This is a genomic window from Scytonema sp. PRP1, from assembly GCF_036697665.2.
Lineage (GTDB): Bacteria > Cyanobacteriota > Cyanobacteriia > Cyanobacteriales > Nostocaceae > Kalymmatonema > Kalymmatonema gypsitolerans.
The window spans coordinates 88,904-106,945 of record NZ_JBAHYJ020000096.1; the positions used below are offsets into that span (position 1 = coordinate 88,904).

Below are 18,042 nucleotides of genomic sequence, written 5' to 3' on the forward strand. Positions count from 1 at the left end.
GATAACTCAAAGGGAAGAAACTCATGGTTCAACGTGGTTCTAAAGTACGTATTCTCCGCCGGGAATCTTACTGGTATCAGGATGTAGGAACCGTAGCGTCTATTGACCAAAGCGGTATCAAATACCCTGTGATTGTCCGTTTTAACAAGGTAAATTACGCTGGCGTCAACACCAATAACTATGGTCTGGAAGAACTCATAGAGATTGAAGCTCCACAGGCAAAGGCGAAGAAGTAACAGGTTCGCGCCAGATTATCATGGGGAAGTCGGGAAGATGAGGAGTATGAGGAAGATGAGGAGTATGAGGAAGATATCCCCCTTATCCCCCTTATCCTTCTTATCCCCCTCATCCTTCCATCTCCCCCATCTGCTGATCTCCTAAAAAAGATGCCTGAACTGCCTGAAGTTGAAACAGTCCGGCGGGGTTTGAATCAATTAACCCTTAACCAGGAAATTACGGGTGGAGATGTGCTGCTTAAACGCACCATCGCCTACCCGTTTTCTGTTGATGAGTTCTTAACTGGAATCAAAGGAAGTGCCATCTCAACTTGGCATCGTCGCGGCAAATATCTTCTAGCCGAACTCACCCCATCCCCCTCACTCCCTCACTCCGTTCGGCTGAGCGCTCACGGCGAAGCCCTCACTCCCTCATCTTCCTCATCCCCCTCATCTCCCTCATCTCCCTCATCTCCCCTTAACGGCGGGCTGGGGGTTCATCTACGAATGACCGGTCAACTTTTGTGGCTGCATCAAGATGAACCGTTACACAAGCACACGCGAGTCAGATTATTTTTTAGAGATCAACGCGAATTACGCTTTGTTGACCAACGTACCTTCGGTCAAATGTGGTGGGTGCCTCCAGGAGTGCCACCAGAAAGCATTATCACAAGTTTGGCAAGATTAGCAGTAGACCCCTTTTCACCGGAATTTACTGTTGAGTACTTGGCGCTTAAAGTGCGGAACCGTCGGCGTCCGATAAAGACGGCACTTTTAGATCAGTCAGTCGTGGCAGGCTTAGGTAATATCTATGCTGATGAAGCCCTGTTTCTCAGTGGAGTCCTGCCAGAAACTTTATGTATAGATTTGCAGCCAGAGCAAATTGAGCGTTTGCGATCCAGCATTATTCAAGTGTTAGAAGCCAGTATACAGGCTGGCGGTACAACTTTTAGTAATTTCCTGAATGTCAAGGGCATCAACGGTAACTACGGTGGGGTTGCCTGGGTTTACAACCGTGCTGGAGAACCCTGTCGAGTTTGTGGTACGGCAATTGCACGGACTCGGTTAGCTGGGCGTTCAAGCCACTATTGTGTTCAGTGTCAACGATAAGCAATTCAAATTAAAAATCCAAAAGATTGCAACTTAAAGTGAAAAATTAATGTATAAAAATTATTGTATTCTTCTGATACAATTTTCATTTAAGATTCGGAATTTTGAATAAACGTAGATGAGGGCAGATAGTTATCTAGAAATTATCTGCGTATATCTGCGTGTGCCTGCGGTTGCAATGCGTGGATTTTGAGACAAGCTACTACCAGTAGGAAGTTTGAGGAATCCAAATTTAGCAGCCATAAAACGAACTGATATCTAATCAGGGCATTTCCCGACACACCTAGGGAGGAGGCAACTCCTAGCTCTAGAAGGACTTCGTGCGAGCTAAGATCCTGAATACAACCAATTTACATACTCAAGAGGGAAACTCATGGCTGTAAAAAGAGGAGATATGGTTCGCGCTGTCCGCGAGAAGCTGGAAAACAGTCTAGAAGCACAAGCGAGTGACCCACGTTTTCCTTCCTATCTGTTTGAAACCAAGGGCGAAGTTGTAGATATCAAAGGTGATTATGCCCTTGTGAAGTTCGGGAAAGTGCCAACACCAAATATGTGGCTACGTCAGGATCAACTTGAAGAATTTAAATAACACTCAACCATTAGCACAGGTACTGCAATTATGAGCTATTCCCCTTCCTCCCCAAAAATGTGTCATTCACCCCGTGTCACCGTTGTCGGTGCTGGCAAGGTTGGTAGTACCTTAGCGCAACGTATTGCCGAAAAAAATCTAGCAGATGTCGTGTTGCTTGATATTGTCGAGGGTATGCCCCGAGGACTGGCACTCGATTTGATGGAGGCAAGGGGAATTGAACTGCACAATCGTCGGATTATTGGTACAAACGATTATGCTGAGACATCTGGTTCTGATGTCGTAGTCATTACGGCAGGTTTTCCCCGCAAACCTGGCATGACTCGCGATGATTTGCTGGTGGCAAATGCCAAGATTGTGGTGGAAGCCGCAAGCAAAGCAATTGTTTATTCTCCCGAAGCTATATTTATAATTGTCACAAATCCCTTGGATGTGATGACTTACTTAGCATGGCAAGCAACCGGGCTTCCAAGCGATCGCATTATGGGTATGGCTGGCGTGTTAGACTCAGCACGCTTAGAAACCTTTATTGCAATGGAATTGGGAGTTTGTCCCCAAGATGTCAACGCGATGGTTCTGGGTAGCCACGGAGATTTAATGGTGCCCTTGCCGCGTTATGCTACTGTCAATGGTGTTCCGATTACAGAATTGCTCGATGCAGCCACAATTGAGCGATTAGTGCAGCGTACCCGTAACGGTGGTGCAGAAATTGTGCAATTGATGCAAACAGGAAGTGCTTTTTTTGCCCCCGCTTCTTCGACTTGCGTGATGGTGGAATCAATATTGCTGAATCAGTCGCGATTGTTACCAGTGGCGGCGTATCTCCAAGGTGAATATGGTTTAAATGATATTTTTATCGGCGTTCCCTGTCGCTTAGGACGTAGCGGAATTGAGAAAGTCGTGGAATTAAACCTCTGTGATGCAGAAAGGGATGCTTTGCATATTTGCGCCCGAGAAGTACGTAAAAATCTTGACAGAGCACAAGAAATTTTTGCTGCTGTTACTAGGTAATATTATGCCGCTCTAATTATCCATAACCGGAAAACCCCACCCCGCAATCATCTGCGCTTTTGCTCCCCTCCCTGCTTGCGGGGAGGGGTCAAGGGTGGGGTTCTGTGATTATAAGTAGTATCAAGTGCGCTCGATTACCCATAGCCCAATACGGTTCAGTTAGTGGTGTTTAGTTTTGTTAAGATCCCCCAACCCCCTTAAATAAAAAGGGGGCTTAGTTCCCTCCTTTTTAAGGAGGGCTAGGGAGGATCAATCCTTAACTGAACTGTATTGACCCATAGCCGGAAAACCCCACCCCGCAATCATCTGCGCTTTTGCTCCCCTCCCCGCAAGCGGGGAGGGGTTGGGGGTGGGGTTCTGTGATTTTGGTTTTGGGTAAGTTTCCGGATTTTATATAAAATTATGTGTATTTAGCTACCTATAACAAAACAAAAAGACTCCTTCCTTGACCTCGCTAAAAGCGGAGATGGGGGCGGAGTCTATATTGGGCTTGGCTGTAATCAGTAGAGGATTATTTTTCCTTTGTTAATTATCGGTAACCCTGATCCGCAGGGTCGCCGTAGGGGTCTTCACTTGCTGGGCGGACGTTACCATATTCTTGGTCTGCAGGGTCGCCGTAGGGGTCTTGGCTTGCGGGGATGACGTTGCCATACTCTCCATAGGAATCAGCAGGGTCGCCGTAGGGGTCTTGGCTGGCGGGGATGACGTTGCCATACTGCCCGTAGGAATCAGCAGGGTCGCCGTATGGGTCTTGGCTGGCGGGGATGACATTGCCATACTGCCCGTAGGAATCAGCAGGGTCGCCGTAGGGGTCTTGACTTGCGGGGATAGCGTTACTGTAGTAATCCTGATCGGCTGGATCTCCATATGGATCTTCACTTGCTGGACGTGGCTGGCGCTGATCGTCGTTTGACCCAATAATCAAATCCTTTGCCTTTCTCAAAAAGTCGTCTACCATAACGTATCTCCTTTTTATTTCGGTGGTTAATTGTGCCGTTGTTTTTTTGTCGTTTTGGGTTGCCTTATTGCCTACGCCTAAGTGCTATCCCGAACAAACGGCTTTTTATTTAAAATGCGGGGGCTTCTTGTGGAGCGATGTCCGTTAAAGTGCGACCTGTTTGACGCCCGTTATATCCTTGGAAATCTCGGTACTGTTGCGCTTGTGACTCCGGAACTTGAATTCCTCCGGAAGGTGGTGATACCCACTGTGGACGACCTTGAGCATCGCGGTAGTAGACACGCCCGTTCTTAGAAAGGTAGTACTTGCCCTGCGCTCCCTCTGCTTTAGCATTCTTTCGCTGGTTGTAGAGGTAGTAAAGAGCGGCGGCTCCCACCAAGGTTATCCCTACTTTTTGCCCCGTTGATAATCCCCTCTTAGCTTCTTGTGGTTGGTTTGCGGGGGCTGGATTATTTACATTTCTACCAACGGTATCGTTAACAGGTGGCGGTGGCGCAGCAGTTTGGGAACCTCCACCGCAACCACTCAGTATCGGTAGTATTAGTAATGCCGAAAGAAAGATAGCCAGTGGAAGCGGAGCTTTTTTACGCTTTGGGGATATCGTGATCATTATGTTTCCTCATCACCCTGCATTTGCTAAATGCGTACTGTTAGAACAAACAACTGTGAAGGAATTTCTGTAATTTCAAGGTACGACAGAAAGAACACTAGCCGTTCTTTGACAACAGCACAAATAAACCGTTTGATTGCAATCATGATGCAATTTCTCAAGTTCTCCATCCCGCCTTTGAGAGAATCTGCATTCATCCTCAGGAAATATGCGTTAAATATACAACTTTTAGATAGGTGTTTTTGCTGTTCCGTATTTGCATTTGGATGCACTACGGTTTTGACCCCACCCCTTACCCCTCCCCGCAAGCGAGGAGGGGAGAAATACATACATGTCAAGTTAAGGTGAAAGTCAGTAATTGACAATTTTTTGAAGATTGTCTTGTTCCCAGGCTCTGGCTGGGAATACCATTGGGAGGCACAGCTTCCATCTTGCTCAGACCTGCCTAACCACATTTCTAGGTTCTACCTAAAAATGAGATTTTAGAAGGGTTTTGGCTTAAGTTCACACGAATGGGAGAAATACTCCTGCTCTGGAGGGTTCTTCCAGAGAGGGGCTTGGGGGGTGGGGTTCCTGTCATATTTGAGCAAATTGAGAACCGCTATAAAAAAATTATTTAGAGGGCTATCTATTTCGTTTATTTATAAATAATTTCAAAAATTAAAGTTACAACCGAGACATTGATAAATCAGTGTTGAGTTTTTGTGGAGATACATTTAAGTAAAATTTAGCAAAAATACATACACGAACTATTTAAGTAAAAATACATAAGTAGCAGTGTTTGACTAAAAACTATACTAGTTGTAGCAAATAGAACTATTAATATGCCGTCAAAAAATTTACAAGGTATCGAAACTCAAGCGAAAACTCGTCTCCTTCTGGCTTTGTGGGATTTGGGAGGAGCAAAGCAGGAAGTGAAGAAAGGTGAACTGACGAAGCGAATTGTTACCAAAAGCAAGAAGGTAGCAGATTATCAGAGCATCTTTAAGGAATTGGAGGAAAAAGGAGCGATCGCTATTTCCAAACAAGGCTACTCTCTAGTATCTCCTGTGGGTTTAGAGGTGCTGGGTGAAGGTTTGAAAAGTTCGGATTTTAGGTTTGAAGGAACTATTGTCGGTACTTGGACGGCTAATGCACTGCTGAAGTAGATTGGTGATCAGCATGTGCGGTAGCTGGACTCCCTACCGCACCACCTAAGGCGGTAGGGAGTGCGATCGCGTCTTACACTGATTTATTCAGTTTCTCGCCAGCCTTCAATAGTTGCCACCAAGATGTTCACTAGTGGGTGGTCTACAGCTTCTTTAAAAGCTTCAGTTCCTCCTGCTTTTAATGCATTAATAACCCGTGCTTTCAGTGTCGGATTTTGATTTATTGCTTCTGTCGCTTTAGCTACAACTGTAAGTTTTTCAATCTCCGTTGTAGTAGGATTAGTTTTCTCTAGTCGCTTTAACAATAGCTGGATTTCGGCAGCAGCTTCAGTTCGGCTTTTTGTTTGAGCTTCGTTGTTAATTATTCCACCTAAATTTGTTGTGCGAATCTCTCCTTTATTGACGCCTACAACAAAAAATTCGCCTTTTTGCTGAATAATATCTCTATCTTGATAGTTCATAAATTTTATGGTCTCCTAAATTAAAATGAATTCATGTTTCCTTGATTAACTCCAACATCAAAATTACCGCTTTGTTGAATCAAGTCTCCTTCTACTACAAAGTGATAGCTTGCGGGGGTATCTTGATTTTCCATTACCTCGTATATCTTTGCCATTATATTCTCTATATACTCTTCGTCATAATGAGGTATACTTACCTTTTTACCATCATTAGTTGAGATAGAAACACCATAGTACAATGGTTGTTTTTTTTCTTCTATAAATATTACTTTGATTAGTTCTTTTATCATGGCTAACCATTTATAGGAAGACTTTTTAGCGACTCCTGTTCTTGCTTTTTGAATGATTTGAAATACTGTTGTTCTTTTGACAATTATTCTATATAAAACAAAAGGCGACAAGCCGTAGACTGAAATTACTATTATTAACTCAATTACTTGACCGCGACTCAAAAATACCATGAATGCTGCAATAGAAAATAGTAAACCAATTAATATCAGAAAATATCTGATAAATAATCCTAATTGTTCTTGCAAATTAGGATTTTGTTTTTTTTGTAACAAAATTTATTTAAAGTAGCAATATTCCGAATTTGATAAACAACGTATGGATAGTCAATTTTCAAGGTTCTATTAGTGATTGACAAGTTTGCTGGCTTGATATTTCTTATCTGTCTAGGAGCCATAAAAACCTCTGTTCATACTTATAAGTAGCGGAAAGTGTTCTGCTGTAGCTTTACAATTAAGTAGATATAAAAAATTTTGAATTTGACACGATTTACGCAGATTTAACGAGAAAAGGAGCATTCTAGACTTTTAGATCACCCCAAGCCCCCTTAAAAAGGGGCAGTGTGTAAGTCCTATTTAAGCCTTGAATGAGCGTTGTACCCGTCCAAACCCTGATACCAAAAGCTAGCATTTATACAGGTATGACGCTGCTATTTTATAAAAAATTCAGTATATAGTAGTACCGATCCGGATGATTTTGTGTAAAAGTGCCTAATTCTTTGTAAAGAAGCTATCTTGCCAACGTAACACGCCAAATTACCAAGTTCGCTAATCATCGCATAAATTCAATCTTGTTAAGCCGTTACGTTAGACGACTTACTGAGTTCATCAAGTGCAATTACAGAAATGTTGGGTTTCTTTGCGCGTTGCGTATACAAGCTACCTTATGCCCTAAAAGTGTCAGTCAACCCCAGCATTTAGGAAAAGGTAGGAAAGTTTGTTGTTTTACCGCAACCTGTGACTGTTTCTCAAGCAAACCCCGTGTTGAACGATCGCTTCTTTACCATTCGCAAACACCAACTCGAAACACGCCAACCACCACTGCATCCAGAATTGGAAGAATTACAGAGTGCTTTAGCCTCCCTTACCATCACCAACCCAGCGGCTAAACAATTAGATCAGGATATCAAAGCATTTTTAGGTTGGACTACAGAGGAACTTATCCAGCAACCCGATGCAGATTTAGCTTGGATAAACAACATTGCAGCGTTAGGCGATCGCAGCAAAGAACAAGATCAGGGCAAAAGCAATTATCAAGCTGGAACAGAATTTGAAAACATTGCACGTCGCAGCCTTGAGTTTTTAGGATTTAAGCTTGAGGAAGCCTATAAAGGGGGTGCAGGCGGCTTAGATTTATTTTGTTCAAAACCGTATTCCTTAGTTAGCGAATGTAAGGCAGGTAAAAGTATTCCTGATCGTACAGTTGAGGAATTAGACAGGATTGGCAAGAGACATCTTAAAGAAAATTATATGAACGCTGTTCGCTTGATTATTGGTCCTGGTAAACCGACTAAACAACTTCAAGCATCGGCTGCAATATCTAAAATCAGTATTATCAATGTTATGACTTTACAGAAGTTAGTTGAACTACACGCAAAATATGCTGGTTCTGTTGACCTAATTGAACTAAAAAAATATCTTGCTCCTGGGCAGATTGACTACAAGATTGATGAGTATATTGAAAAAGTTAAAAGACAAATCCAGTTGCGATCGCAAATCGTCCAAGCAGTCCAACAACTCTTTAATCAAGATAACGAAAGGTCAGTAACTACCAGTCAAAATTTCACAGTAACAGAAATTCGCGCTCATTATAATGCCACTCAAAATCCCAAGCTAACCGATGAAGCAGTTCACGATTTAGTGATTGAACTTTCCTCACCATTAATAGGATATTTGGGAAGAATCAAGGGGAGTGATTGGAAGAGCGATCGCTTTTACTTCCTGCGCGACTTACCAACTCCTCAAATTTAGTCCTCTCTCTTACCTCTGCGTCCTCTGCGTTCTCTGCGGTTCTTTTCACAGCACATACATTCATCCCAAAGTCAGTATTCCAACCTTATAATTCACTGTTAACGCGCAGTTTATAGGACGGGCAAGATGCCCATCCCACAAAAAAAGTTGGATATTTTTTTATTTGGAAGTCCCTAAGCGAAAATATTCTTGTAGCCGAAACACTCCCAAAAATCATGCAAACCTACCAAGAACAGCGACACTACTCTCCAGAAGAGTATTTACAACTAGAAGAAACCGCAGAATACAAAAGTGACTATATTAATGGTCTAATAATCCCCATTGCAGGTGGAACGACAAATCACAACCGGATAGCCCTTAATGTCAGTACTGAATTAAATTTTGCTTTTAAGCAGCAGGATTATGGAGTCTTTATGGGTGATGTGCGTTTGTGGATACCGCAGCAGCGAATCTACACGTACCCAGACGTGATGGTAATAGCTGGTGAACCAATATATTGGGATAATCGCACTGATACTATTAGTAACCCTATAGTAATTATTGAAGTTTTGTCAGAATCAACCGCAGGTTATGATCGAGAGGGAAAATTTCAGGCTTACAGGACAATTCCCTCTTTTGGTGAGTATGTTTTGATTGACCAAACTCGAATATATATTGAGCAATATTCTAAAACGGCAAAGAAGCGATGGTCGCTTTGTGAATACGACGAAGAAGATGAAAGTATAACTCTCATCTCAATACCGTTTCAAATGTCTTTAGCAGATGTGTACAACAAGGTGAAATTTGGCGAGACACAAAAAAATTAGGGTGGGCTACTCACCCAGCCCTGACACAAGTTAACCTAAACAACTTATACTGGCGTCGCCCCATAATTCTTTATTTGGTTTGTCATTTCCAAATTCTTCAACGCCGCTTCTGCTGCTTCTAAATCATAAGGAAATGGTCGCTTATGGGGAATATAATCCCGCGCTTGAGGTGGTTTGTGACGCAACACTGCATTCACCAAAACACAGGGTTGTGAACTCAAATTAATCGCCCCGTGCAAAACTCCTGGCGGAATTATCACTAACTCAGGATGCTCTTCACTTAAAGGAATATACTGATATTGCTTATTAAGCAAAGTGACGATGACAAACCGTCCCTTAACCACTAATAGTTGGTCTGTGTGCGTTTTGTGAACAAATAAATCATCTACTGTATTGGGCGGAACCTGTACCAGCATTGTTTCATGACTGGCTTGGGCGGTAAAAAAGTCAACCATCCCCCCTTTGCTAGATTCCAGCCTACGGATTTCAATTCCCCTGTATTTACTCATAACGGTGTTGTAAAAGAGCATCGTAAAAATTGAAGCTTGTCTTCAATCTTAGATGCTCAATCAAAAAAAATTGTTACTTTGGCAACAAAAGATGACCAAAGTATGGTAGGGGAACTGTTAAATTTATCCGCTGATAGAAACCTTCAAACTGCTGGGTTCTGCCAAATTACCTTCCAACACAATTCCGCGCTGATTTGCGTGTAAATGACGCAATATCTTGTAAATTTGCTCAATTTGGTTTGTTGCAGCTGCTTTTTGAGCAACCTGTTCCAGAGAAAGGGCGGTTTTTTCTGTTTGCAAAACTTCCAAGACTCGTTTTTGTAAGTCAAGAATGGCAGCGGCTGCTTTTTTACCAGCTTCTACGCCTGGTTGATGATAGGCGTTAACGTTCACTAAGCTGCCATAAAAACCTACAGCTCGCTCATATAAAGCAATTAACGCTCCCACTGTCCGGGGATTGACTTCGGGAATGGTGACAGTAATCGAGTCGCGGTGGTTTTCATAAAGCGCTTGTCGGGTTCCTTGGAGAAAACCAGAGAGATAATCGCCTGCTGTTGTTCCGGGGTCAATTTCTGTAGATGGACCCTTTCGGTCTTCCAAAACTTCAATGAAGGTAACAAAGAAATTCGCCACACCCTCGCGCAACTGCTGAACGTAAGCGTGTTGGTCGGTTGAACCTTTGTTACCATAAACGGCGATACCTTGGTGAACGATGTTCCCTTCTAAGTCTTTCTCCTTACCCAAGGATTCCATCACCAGCTGTTGCAAATAGCGACTGAATAACAGTAAGCTGTCTTTGTAAGGTAGGACAACCATGTCTTTTTCGCCCCGTCCATTACCTGCATAGTACCAGGACAAAGCTAACAATGCGGCTGGGTTCTGTTTGATGTCAGGGACGCGGGTCGCGTCATCCATCTCTTTTGCACCCTGCAGCATAGGAAGAATATCGATACCTTGCAACGCCGCTGGTAATAGCCCCACGGCAGACAGTTCTGACGTGCGCCCTCCCACCCAGTCGAACATGGGAAATCTGGCGAGCCATCCTTCGGATTTTGCTTGTTCGTCGAGCTTACTACCTGGCATGGTAATAGCGATCGCATAATTCGCAAAGTCCAAATTCTGTCCTGAATAAGCCTTTTTGACTTCGAGCATGCCGTTGCGCGGTTCGGGCGTTCCCCCAGACTTGGAAATCACCAATACCAAAGTGCTAGCAAGGCGATTTCTCAGATGAGTCAAAATGCGGTCAATTCCTGCTGGGTCGCTATTGTCGATAAAATGAATCGCCAGAGGTGGAAAGTCTGGGGCTAAAGCATCAGCAACAAATTCCGGACCCAGGGCAGAACCACCAATGCCAATCGAGATAATATCGGTGAAGCGGTTAGCTTTTGGAGAGTGAATCCCACCTGTGTGGATTTTTTCGGCAAATACTTCGATTTGCTCTATGGTTTCTACGATTTCTTGTGTGAGTTCTGGCGTAGGGGCTAAATCAGGATTCCGCAGCCAGTAGTGTCCAACCATGCGGTTTTCATCTGGGTTGGCGATCGCCCCCTTCTCAAGTTCCGCCATATCCGCGAAAGCTTTTTCAAACTTCGGCTGCAACTTCAGGGCGAAGGCATCATCAAACCGCATCCTGCTTACATCGAGGTACAGTCCTAATCCTTCATGGAAATATAACCATTCCTGGTACCGTTGCCAAAGTGCCGTAGCGTCCATAGGGAAATCTCAAGTAAAGTGATTTTCAAAAACAAGTTTAAGCCAAGGAGCGGCATTCCCCTGTCTACCTTATACAGTTTTAAGTGTTGGCTGAATTATTCACCTTAAACATCTGGCATAGGTATGACCCTCGCTTACGCTTAAATATTGCCAGCACATAGAAACTACATCGGAACAGACTGTCCTGCTGCAAATACTTGTTTTGCGGTAAGTTGCAAGTTGGGAAAGGTTGAGGAAACAAGTTGGTCGTTATTTTGAAATAACTGTTTTTGATACTCATCCTCTACTAGGGTACAAATTGTCACCGTTGGCTGTTTAGGTTTACCAATATATTCTCTGCCACCAATCCCCAGATAATCGACGGACACTTGCTTCAAGCCGGGGAACCCGTCCAACGCAGTGTCCTCAACAATCCAATACTCAAACACCCCTAAGGTGGCGTAATCTTCAACCTTACGGGCGTAGTGGTTTTGCCAGTTTGTACTGACGACTTCAGCAATGAGTTTAATTGAGTTTCCCAATGTAATGACAGGTTCTTTTTGCCATAACCGCTCATTTATCAGTCGAGTTTGGTCTAAGACAATCAGATGGGGACGAAATGCGGTATCAGTCCCCAACAGTTTGATGAGGCATCGATGGGGGATAAAATAGGTTGCATCCTGGCGATCAATTTCTACATTCAGTTTTCGCCCAATGAAGGCGGATACCTGCTCATGTGGTCCAGTTGGTTCCATCTCGATTAATTCACCATCAATTAACTCATAGCGATCGCTATCGCCGTAGTAGCTAATAAATTCATCAACAGTTAAAAGTTTTGGCGCTGATTGAACCATTGTGATTGTTCCTGATAATTCTTGCTTACCCAGAGTTTTTGTTTTTAAACTAATTCTAAGTCAGCACCAATGCCCAAGGTCGCAAGAGTACAAACAGCGGTTTTACCGTGCAGGCTGATCGAGAATGACTTTGTACCGAACGTACCCGCAAATGTTAATTGATGAAGATGTAGTACAATGTCCCGCGCCAGCTTTGATCAATGCGTAATATCAACTAATAACTCATGACTTAATAACTTATGGTTGAATATCTCATTTTCTTAACGATTTCTACCTCAATTTTTGCTTTGTTCGGTCTGGGACTGAACTTGCAGTGGGGTTTTACGGGCTTGATTAACTTTGGTCATGTTGCCTTTATGACTCTGGGCGCGTATACCACTGTGTTGTTAAGCTTAAAAGGTGTTCCTTTGTTGCTGTCAGCAATCATTGGCGCAGTTGTTGCAGCATTATTGGGATTGGTAATTGGTTTCTCGACTTTGCGTTTACGAGAAGATTACCTGGCAATTGTCACCATTGGCGTTGGCGAATTGATCCGTCTTGTGGTGAATAACCAGGATTTACCTGTGGGTAATGAGTGGAGGTCTGGAGCATTTGGTGTACAAAGTTACCCTATACCTTTAGCAACTCTTGTACCCAATCTATTCATCAAACTTTTGCTAATTGGGGTGTTGACCCTACTTGCTGGTATCACTTTCTTCTCGTTGTGGCGATGGATTCGCGTTTCTGAAGTATCAAATATTGCTAATTCACATAAGAAAGTAGGTGGCAAGCAAGAATTCATATCACGCCTGGTTATAGGAGTTTTGTTGGCAGTGTTAACAGTGGCTGTTTATATATCGGGTGCGATCGGCTTATATAACGACAACCCAACAGCAGGTTTGATGCTGATATCACTGATAGTATTAGCTTTTGTGTTCTGGCGGCTGGAAATTTTAGTGCGATCGCCTTGGGGTCGAATCCTTAAAGCCATCCGCGAAGATGAAGAGATTCCCAAGGCATTAGGAAAAAACGTCTTTTGGTATAAACTCCAATCGCTGATGCTAGGAGGTGCTGTTGCAGGTATTGCAGGTGCTTTCATTGCATGGCAACTTTCCGCAATTTATCCAAATAATTTTGAGCCACAGGAAACTTTTAACGCTTGGATTATCGTCATTTTAGGTGGTTCTGGTAATAATCTTGGCACAGTCTTGGGCGCGATCATTTACTTTATATACTATGAAGGAACGCGCAACTTAGATAAAATTATCCCTCTAGATTCAGACCGTTTAAGTGCATTGCGGATCATGATCATAGGTCTTATCTTGATGGTACTCATGATTTGGCGTCCTCAAGGTATTTTAGGGAAAAAGGAGGAACTCACCCTTGGCAAATAACGAGTCGTCTCAATTTCCGCTGTTGTCTGCAACGGGGCTTTGCAAAAACTTTGGTGGGATTAAGGCGGTCGATAACGCCGAAATTCAAGTGCCAAGTGGTAGTATCACTGGCTTGATTGGTCCTAACGGTGCAGGGAAAACGACATTATTTAACTTACTCTCACACTTCATCCGCCCAGACAAAGGACGGGTGACATTCGACGGCGAACCGATACAGAACTTGCAGCCATACCAAATCGCCCAAATGGGAATGGTTCGTACCTTTCAGGTAGCCCGAACTTTGTCGCGGTTGTCGGTGCTGGAAAATATGTTGCTAGCAGCGCAAAAACAAACAGGCGAGAACTTTTGGCAGGTACAATTCCAACAACATAAAATTGCCCAGGAACAAAAAGCACTTAAAGAACGGGCGCTGTTGTTGTTGGAATCGGTGGGATTAGCGCACAAAGCATATGATTACGCTGGAGGACTATCTGGTGGACAGCGCAAGCTGCTGGAGATGGGAAGGGCGCTGATGACTGAACCCAAATTAATTTTGTTGGATGAACCAGCCGCTGGCGTGAATCCCAGACTGATTGATGAGATATGCGATCGCATTATCGCTTGGAATAAGAATGGCATGACATTTCTGATCATTGAGCATAATATGGATGTCATAATGTCATTATGCAATCAAGTTTGGGTGCTAGCCGAAGGACGAAATCTTGCCGACGGCACACCAGAAGAAATTCAGCGTAATTCCAAAGTTTTGGAAGCCTATCTGGGGAAATCAGCGTAAAGGGGATTGGGGATTAGGGATTAGGGATTGGGTATTGGTTCGGGATCCTTGAACCCGTAAGGTCAGTTATCAGTGCGTGCGTTAGGATAACCTTGTCTATATTGATATGGTCACTATGCCAGCTGGTAAAAAAAGAGTTGGTTTAGCTGTAATAGTCGCCATAGCAACGGCGATGAATACTTTTATAGCTGTACCTGCTTTCCCTCAGTCTTCACCATTGAGGAACTCGCCATCGTCCACATATACTCCCAGCGATAATCAGGGCGACAATAACTCTAATATCAGTGCATTAGATGTCGCAAGACCTATCTTAATTGGCGGTGTTGCTGCACTTGCCTTGACGACACTTGGTTTGGCAACAGCACTGCTATCTGGGAGAAATAAAGAACAAGTAGAAGAATTACTCAAAAGCACCAGAGAAACTGTCAATGCTGTCAAGCGATCGCAATTAGCCTTTAATTTCTCTGCTTCCAGACCTCAAAATATCACAGATGAGGCTCACAGTAGTCTCAGTTCAATAGCGGCGGAACTTATTGAAAGTTATCATACTCAAGCTTTAACTCAGGCTGCGGCACAGTTTTGGTTTAGTGTTTCAGCAGCAACTATTGGGTTTCTCTTTATCATGTATATAGGTTTTTTTTACTCGCTAAAGCGACAACCCCAACTAACACTGCTGAACACTCTTCCAGGAATCGCTATAGAAGCAGTAGCAGCACTATTTTTTAAGCAAGCTGAAGACACAAGAAAGCGAGCAACAGAACTTTATGATCGCTTACGTTTAGATGATAAGCAAACACAAGCTATTACTCTTATAGAATCTATAGAAAATCAAGATCTACGAGATTTCGTCAAGGCTCAATGGGCGCTCCAAATTGTGGGATTAGAATCTCAGCCGTTACCTAATCACTTGATTTACCAAAAAGATGAAGAAAACAAAACTAGCCTAACAGAAAAGGAAAATCCTAATACTAGACAGTTTATTCGTTGACACTCAGCGACCTAAAGGTACGGTGATTCTTAAGACATCGCCGCCTTAATATCCTGATTGCTCAGGTTCCCAGGCTCACCACGTTTGCGATAATCGCGTGGTGATTTCTCCTTACGATTTTTCGGGCGTTTAGAACCTCGTGGCTCAGGTTTCACGGAGTTCCCGTGTACCATACTTTGAATTACTTCGATAGCTCTATCTCTGATGGTTTTTGCTGCACCAATGTCGGCATTTTCAATGTGACCACAACTTGTGCAAACGAACCTTTCTCTATCACGATTCAGTTTATCTATGTGACCACATTTTCTACATTCACATGAATAATGCCGAGGGTTAACTTTAATTACAACCTTTCCATGTTTCCCAGCAAGATACTCGATTTTTAAAGTTAATTCCGTCCATGCAGCTTCAGAAATAGAGCGGTTTAAAGCCTTTTTTCTACTCTGTCCGTTTTTTAAAAATCTTCTATTAGATTCGTCAACTTTTACCTTACAACGACGTAGCATACCAGCCACGTTTAAGCCTTCCAACCCGATAGCATCAACTTTCTTACTAATAATTTTGTTAGCCACGTACCATTGATAGGATTGACGTTTATCCGCTATCTTTTTATGAAGTTTACCAACTTTCTGGGCTGCAATATCCGGTTATTACTGCCTTTCTTTTTAGAGGATGTTTGGAAAGTGTCGTGTTGTACCAAAATTTATTAATGATCCCCCTAAATCCCCCTTTTTAAGGGGCAAAGGGGGGATCAACTAAAATATTTGATACTTCTCAAGAGTTCCTCCAAACAGGGAGAGCCATTCCTCGTCCTCAATTCCTCCCAGTCGCCAATCGCTAGTACTCAGTACCGTGAAGTCATTGTTCAAGCATCAGCGTGCTTACCATACCTTTGAGTTAATCCTAAAGCAGATTGAGCAGAGGGGAATGTAGAAGTGGCTGTTTGCACAGATAATTGATTCACTGTTATCGGTTGAGGCTCATACTCTGTGTTAGTAATGACCAGTGGTTTGGTAACGGTTTGAGAAATTGTGGTTTCTGTAGTTTTTGTAGAAACAGGTGTAGAAACACGTGGCGCAGCCTGTGGGCGAGTAATTGTATTTACACCAGCTGTGGTTGCTTGAGTTTTGCTCTCATTTTCCTCCAAAAACCATTTCAGTTGAGACAGCGTTGGATTGGATGGTGAAAGCTTAAGCGCTTGAATTTGAGAGTCTTTTTCCGCTATCTCCTTTTGGAGATTGGATAACTGCTTTTCTAAGTTAGAAGATTGATCTAAGGACTGTTGCAATCCCCACAAAACTGCACCCGCAAGTCCTAGTCCTAGACTGAACACGGCTCCCACTCCGGGAGAAACAATATCTTTGAGTTCACCGTAGAAAATTTCTTGACTCTCTGTTTGGATCTTCACAGGCTTAGACCCTTGCAGGGCTAAAAGCAACATGAAGGAAGCAAAGAGTGTACCTGATATCACTACGGTAGGGAGTAAGATTTTTTTGAACATAATGAAAACCTAGTGGTATCCAGTGTGAAGACAACTTCAGTAATCAAAGACCTGCACCCTTAATCAAACACTGTATTTACAGCCTAAACAATTTAAAAATCCCAAGTCAAGACAACACAATGATGTAAATTATACTTATTTTCTCATCCAAAATTAGTACATGAGTTGAAGACTTGTTTGTATATTTTTGATGAAGAATACCAAAAATCTCTAAAATTTTTAGTATAATTTATCTTTGATGACCAAGAAAATACTGTTTTTCTGTAAAAAGTTCTCTTTCTAAGTAGTATTAAACACAAAAAGAGTTTATGTAATCGTAAAAATACTTAAATATTGTCTTTACTTAAATAGAATACATCCCCCTTAAATGAATATAGTCTTGTATGTATATATAGTGGCGGGGGATAATCTGTATCAAACCGTATCAGCGATTGAAATAATTTGCCTCGTCAATCTTGTACGAAACGCCAATACATTCTATTTTCGCTTCGCATCAACTGGTAGCTGATTAACTCTCGGCGTAAAGTGGCGTAGTCAGGATGGTAGCACTTGAGAATTTCATTGACTGTGCGTTCCGAGTACTTCATTTCCATGTCAAATTTGCTTGCCAACCATTTGAGAATCACTAAGCGTTTTTTGCGGCTCGTAGGAATTTCTTTAAGGCGATCGCCGCTTCAAGAGGTGGGCTCAAAGCGATTAGCCAAATTGTTTCGACTTTGCCAGCTAACTTTCCAGCAGGGATTATTGTGGTACAGCATTTGTCTCCCCAGTACCCCAGTTACATGGCGGAAATCCTTAGCAGATCGACGGCTTTGCGAGTCAAGCAGGCAGAGCAAGGAGATTTGTTACGTTCAGGGACAATCTACACTCCTGTCCCCAACAAGCACCTGCTAGTGAACCCAAACGGTACCCTGTCGCTTTCAGATACACCAAAAATGAACTTTGTCCGCCCGGCAGGTGATAAAATGTTCGCATCAGCGGCGGAAAGTTTTAAAAGTCGAGCGATCGCGGTCGTCGTCACTGGCAAAGATAGCGATGGTGTTTTGGGAGTACTAGCCGTAAAAAAGCATGGCGGTACGGTGATTGTTCAAGATGAGGCTACTAGCGAGTGTTTCAGTATGCCCCAATCTGCTATCAACACTGGGAAAGTCGATTTCGTTCTTCCTCTAAATGCGATCGGTTAG

General features: G+C 43.0%; 19 protein-coding genes and 2 pseudogenes. 11 read left to right on the forward strand and 10 right to left on the reverse strand.

The genetic code is table 11. The features are described 5' to 3' along the window. Nucleotides 1–23 precede the first annotated feature (23 nt). From V5G28_RS25340 to mdh, 4 genes are all read left to right on the forward strand, one after another. On the forward strand, nt 24–236 hold the full coding sequence (locus V5G28_RS25340; RefSeq protein WP_073636322.1) for a photosystem I reaction center subunit IV: 213 nt from the start codon (nt 24–26) through the stop codon (nt 234–236). 150 nt (nt 237–386) lie between these two features. After that, on the forward strand, nt 387–1,325 hold the full coding sequence (locus tag V5G28_RS25345) for a DNA-formamidopyrimidine glycosylase (protein WP_332995708.1): 939 nt from the start codon (nt 387–389) through the stop codon (nt 1,323–1,325). 373 nt (nt 1,326–1,698) lie between these two features. Beyond that, on the forward strand, nt 1,699–1,914 hold the full coding sequence (locus V5G28_RS25350; protein WP_073636319.1) for an NAD(P)H-quinone oxidoreductase subunit O: 216 nt from the start codon (nt 1,699–1,701) through the stop codon (nt 1,912–1,914). A 30-nt stretch (nt 1,915–1,944) separates the two neighbouring features. After that, entirely contained in the window at nt 1,945–2,925 is a 981-nt protein-coding gene (gene mdh, locus V5G28_RS25355; protein ID WP_332995710.1) for a malate dehydrogenase, read from the forward strand. 529 nt (nt 2,926–3,454) lie between these two features. On the opposite strand, the gene V5G28_RS25360 is transcribed toward mdh, so the two are convergent. Beyond that, nucleotides 3,455–3,883 carry a hypothetical protein gene (locus V5G28_RS25360; RefSeq protein WP_332995712.1) on the reverse strand — a complete coding sequence of 143 codons (429 nt, stop codon included), beginning with the start codon at nt 3,881–3,883 and terminating at the stop codon, nt 3,455–3,457. A 109-nt stretch (nt 3,884–3,992) separates the two neighbouring features. Beyond that, complete coding sequence (locus V5G28_RS25365; RefSeq protein ID WP_332995714.1) at nt 3,993–4,493, reverse strand: hypothetical protein; 501 nt, start codon at nt 4,491–4,493, stop codon at nt 3,993–3,995. Between the two features lie 824 nt (nt 4,494–5,317). Between V5G28_RS25365 and V5G28_RS25370 the strand changes: the two are divergent. Beyond that, a pseudogene (locus tag V5G28_RS25370) lies at nt 5,318–5,638 on the forward strand (hypothetical protein); the annotation flags it as partial. A gap of 86 nt (nt 5,639–5,724) precedes the next feature. On the opposite strand, the gene V5G28_RS25375 reads toward V5G28_RS25370, so the two are convergent. Then, on the reverse strand, nt 5,725–6,102 hold the full coding sequence (locus V5G28_RS25375) for a hypothetical protein (protein ID WP_332995716.1): 378 nt from the start codon (nt 6,100–6,102) through the stop codon (nt 5,725–5,727). A 20-nt stretch (nt 6,103–6,122) separates the two neighbouring features. After that, nucleotides 6,123–6,665 (reverse strand): hypothetical protein, encoded by a 543-nt coding sequence (locus tag V5G28_RS25380; RefSeq protein ID WP_332995718.1) that lies wholly within the window; start codon nt 6,663–6,665, stop codon nt 6,123–6,125. Nucleotides 6,666–7,346: 681 nt separating this feature from the next. Here V5G28_RS25380 and V5G28_RS25385 point away from each other — a divergent pair. Both V5G28_RS25385 and V5G28_RS25390 read left to right on the forward strand, forming a co-directional pair. Further along, entirely contained in the window at nt 7,347–8,360 is a 1,014-nt protein-coding gene (locus V5G28_RS25385; protein WP_332995720.1) for a DUF1802 domain-containing protein, read from the forward strand. 215 nt (nt 8,361–8,575) lie between these two features. After that, nucleotides 8,576–9,166, forward strand: a complete 591-nt coding sequence (locus tag V5G28_RS25390) for a Uma2 family endonuclease (protein WP_332995722.1) — start codon at nt 8,576–8,578, stop codon at nt 9,164–9,166. A 44-nt stretch (nt 9,167–9,210) separates the two neighbouring features. On the opposite strand, the gene V5G28_RS25395 is transcribed toward V5G28_RS25390, so the two are convergent. The 3 genes from V5G28_RS25395 to V5G28_RS25405 all read right to left on the reverse strand — a co-directional run bounded on the left by V5G28_RS25395 (nt 9,211) and on the right by V5G28_RS25405 (nt 12,221). After that, entirely contained in the window at nt 9,211–9,675 is a 465-nt protein-coding gene (locus tag V5G28_RS25395; protein ID WP_332995724.1) for a dTDP-4-dehydrorhamnose 3,5-epimerase, read from the reverse strand. 123 nt (nt 9,676–9,798) lie between these two features. Further along, on the reverse strand, nt 9,799–11,388 hold the full coding sequence (locus V5G28_RS25400; protein ID WP_332995725.1) for a glucose-6-phosphate isomerase: 1,590 nt from the start codon (nt 11,386–11,388) through the stop codon (nt 9,799–9,801). Nucleotides 11,389–11,552: 164 nt separating this feature from the next. Next, nucleotides 11,553–12,221: a Uma2 family endonuclease gene (locus V5G28_RS25405; protein ID WP_332995727.1), complete on the reverse strand. Its 669-nt coding sequence runs from the start codon at nt 12,219–12,221 to the stop codon at nt 11,553–11,555. 239 nt (nt 12,222–12,460) lie between these two features. Here V5G28_RS25405 and V5G28_RS25410 point away from each other — a divergent pair, with 239 nt between their 5' ends. From V5G28_RS25410 to V5G28_RS25420, 3 genes are all read left to right on the forward strand, one after another. After that, nucleotides 12,461–13,594 carry a branched-chain amino acid ABC transporter permease gene (locus V5G28_RS25410; protein WP_332995729.1) on the forward strand — a complete coding sequence of 378 codons (1,134 nt, stop codon included), beginning with the start codon at nt 12,461–12,463 and terminating at the stop codon, nt 13,592–13,594. Further along, nucleotides 13,584–14,369 carry an ABC transporter ATP-binding protein gene (locus V5G28_RS25415; RefSeq protein WP_096567995.1) on the forward strand — a complete coding sequence of 262 codons (786 nt, stop codon included), beginning with the start codon at nt 13,584–13,586 and terminating at the stop codon, nt 14,367–14,369. Before V5G28_RS25410 ends, V5G28_RS25415 begins: the two co-directional genes overlap by 11 nt. 115 nt (nt 14,370–14,484) lie before the next feature. After that, nucleotides 14,485–15,357 (forward strand): TRADD-N-associated membrane domain-containing protein, encoded by an 873-nt coding sequence (locus tag V5G28_RS25420; protein ID WP_336231336.1) that lies wholly within the window; start codon nt 14,485–14,487, stop codon nt 15,355–15,357. A gap of 29 nt (nt 15,358–15,386) precedes the next feature. Here V5G28_RS25420 and V5G28_RS25425 read toward each other — a convergent pair whose 3' ends face one another. From V5G28_RS25425 to V5G28_RS25435, 3 genes and pseudogenes are all read right to left on the reverse strand, one after another. After that, nucleotides 15,387–15,998 (reverse strand): RNA-guided endonuclease InsQ/TnpB family protein, encoded by a 612-nt coding sequence (locus V5G28_RS25425; RefSeq protein ID WP_332995928.1) that lies wholly within the window; start codon nt 15,996–15,998, stop codon nt 15,387–15,389. A gap of 224 nt (nt 15,999–16,222) precedes the next feature. Then, nucleotides 16,223–16,858: a hypothetical protein gene (locus tag V5G28_RS25430; protein WP_332995735.1), complete on the reverse strand. Its 636-nt coding sequence runs from the start codon at nt 16,856–16,858 to the stop codon at nt 16,223–16,225. Between the two features lie 449 nt (nt 16,859–17,307). Next, nucleotides 17,308–17,529, reverse strand: a pseudogene (locus V5G28_RS25435) (DUF2087 domain-containing protein); the annotation flags it as partial. A 45-nt stretch (nt 17,530–17,574) separates the two neighbouring features. Between V5G28_RS25435 and V5G28_RS25440 the strand changes: the two are divergent. Beyond that, complete coding sequence (locus V5G28_RS25440) at nt 17,575–18,042, forward strand: chemotaxis protein CheB (RefSeq protein ID WP_332995737.1); 468 nt, start codon at nt 17,575–17,577, stop codon at nt 18,040–18,042.

Coding starts and splice junctions, on each gene's coding strand:
- V5G28_RS25345 (WP_332995708.1), top strand. CDS start 387: ATGCCTGAACTGCCTGAAGTTGAAACAGTCCGGCGGGGTTTGAATCAA.
- V5G28_RS25360 (WP_332995712.1), bottom strand. CDS start 3,883: ATGGTAGACGACTTTTTGAGAAAGGCAAAGGATTTGATTATTGGGTCA.
- V5G28_RS25410 (WP_332995729.1), top strand. CDS start 12,461: ATGGTTGAATATCTCATTTTCTTAACGATTTCTACCTCAATTTTTGCT.
- V5G28_RS25400 (WP_332995725.1), bottom strand. CDS start 11,388: ATGGACGCTACGGCACTTTGGCAACGGTACCAGGAATGGTTATATTTC.
- V5G28_RS25405 (WP_332995727.1), bottom strand. CDS start 12,221: ATGGTTCAATCAGCGCCAAAACTTTTAACTGTTGATGAATTTATTAGC.
- V5G28_RS25340 (WP_073636322.1), top strand. CDS start 24: ATGGTTCAACGTGGTTCTAAAGTACGTATTCTCCGCCGGGAATCTTAC.
- V5G28_RS25395 (WP_332995724.1), bottom strand. CDS start 9,675: ATGAGTAAATACAGGGGAATTGAAATCCGTAGGCTGGAATCTAGCAAA.
- V5G28_RS25390 (WP_332995722.1), top strand. CDS start 8,576: ATGCAAACCTACCAAGAACAGCGACACTACTCTCCAGAAGAGTATTTA.
- V5G28_RS25430 (WP_332995735.1), bottom strand. CDS start 16,858: ATGTTCAAAAAAATCTTACTCCCTACCGTAGTGATATCAGGTACACTC.
- V5G28_RS25420 (WP_336231336.1), top strand. CDS start 14,485: ATGCCAGCTGGTAAAAAAAGAGTTGGTTTAGCTGTAATAGTCGCCATA.
- V5G28_RS25375 (WP_332995716.1), bottom strand. CDS start 6,102: ATGAACTATCAAGATAGAGATATTATTCAGCAAAAAGGCGAATTTTTT.
- V5G28_RS25350 (WP_073636319.1), top strand. CDS start 1,699: ATGGCTGTAAAAAGAGGAGATATGGTTCGCGCTGTCCGCGAGAAGCTG.
- mdh (WP_332995710.1), top strand. CDS start 1,945: ATGAGCTATTCCCCTTCCTCCCCAAAAATGTGTCATTCACCCCGTGTC.
- V5G28_RS25365 (WP_332995714.1), bottom strand. CDS start 4,493: ATGATCACGATATCCCCAAAGCGTAAAAAAGCTCCGCTTCCACTGGCT.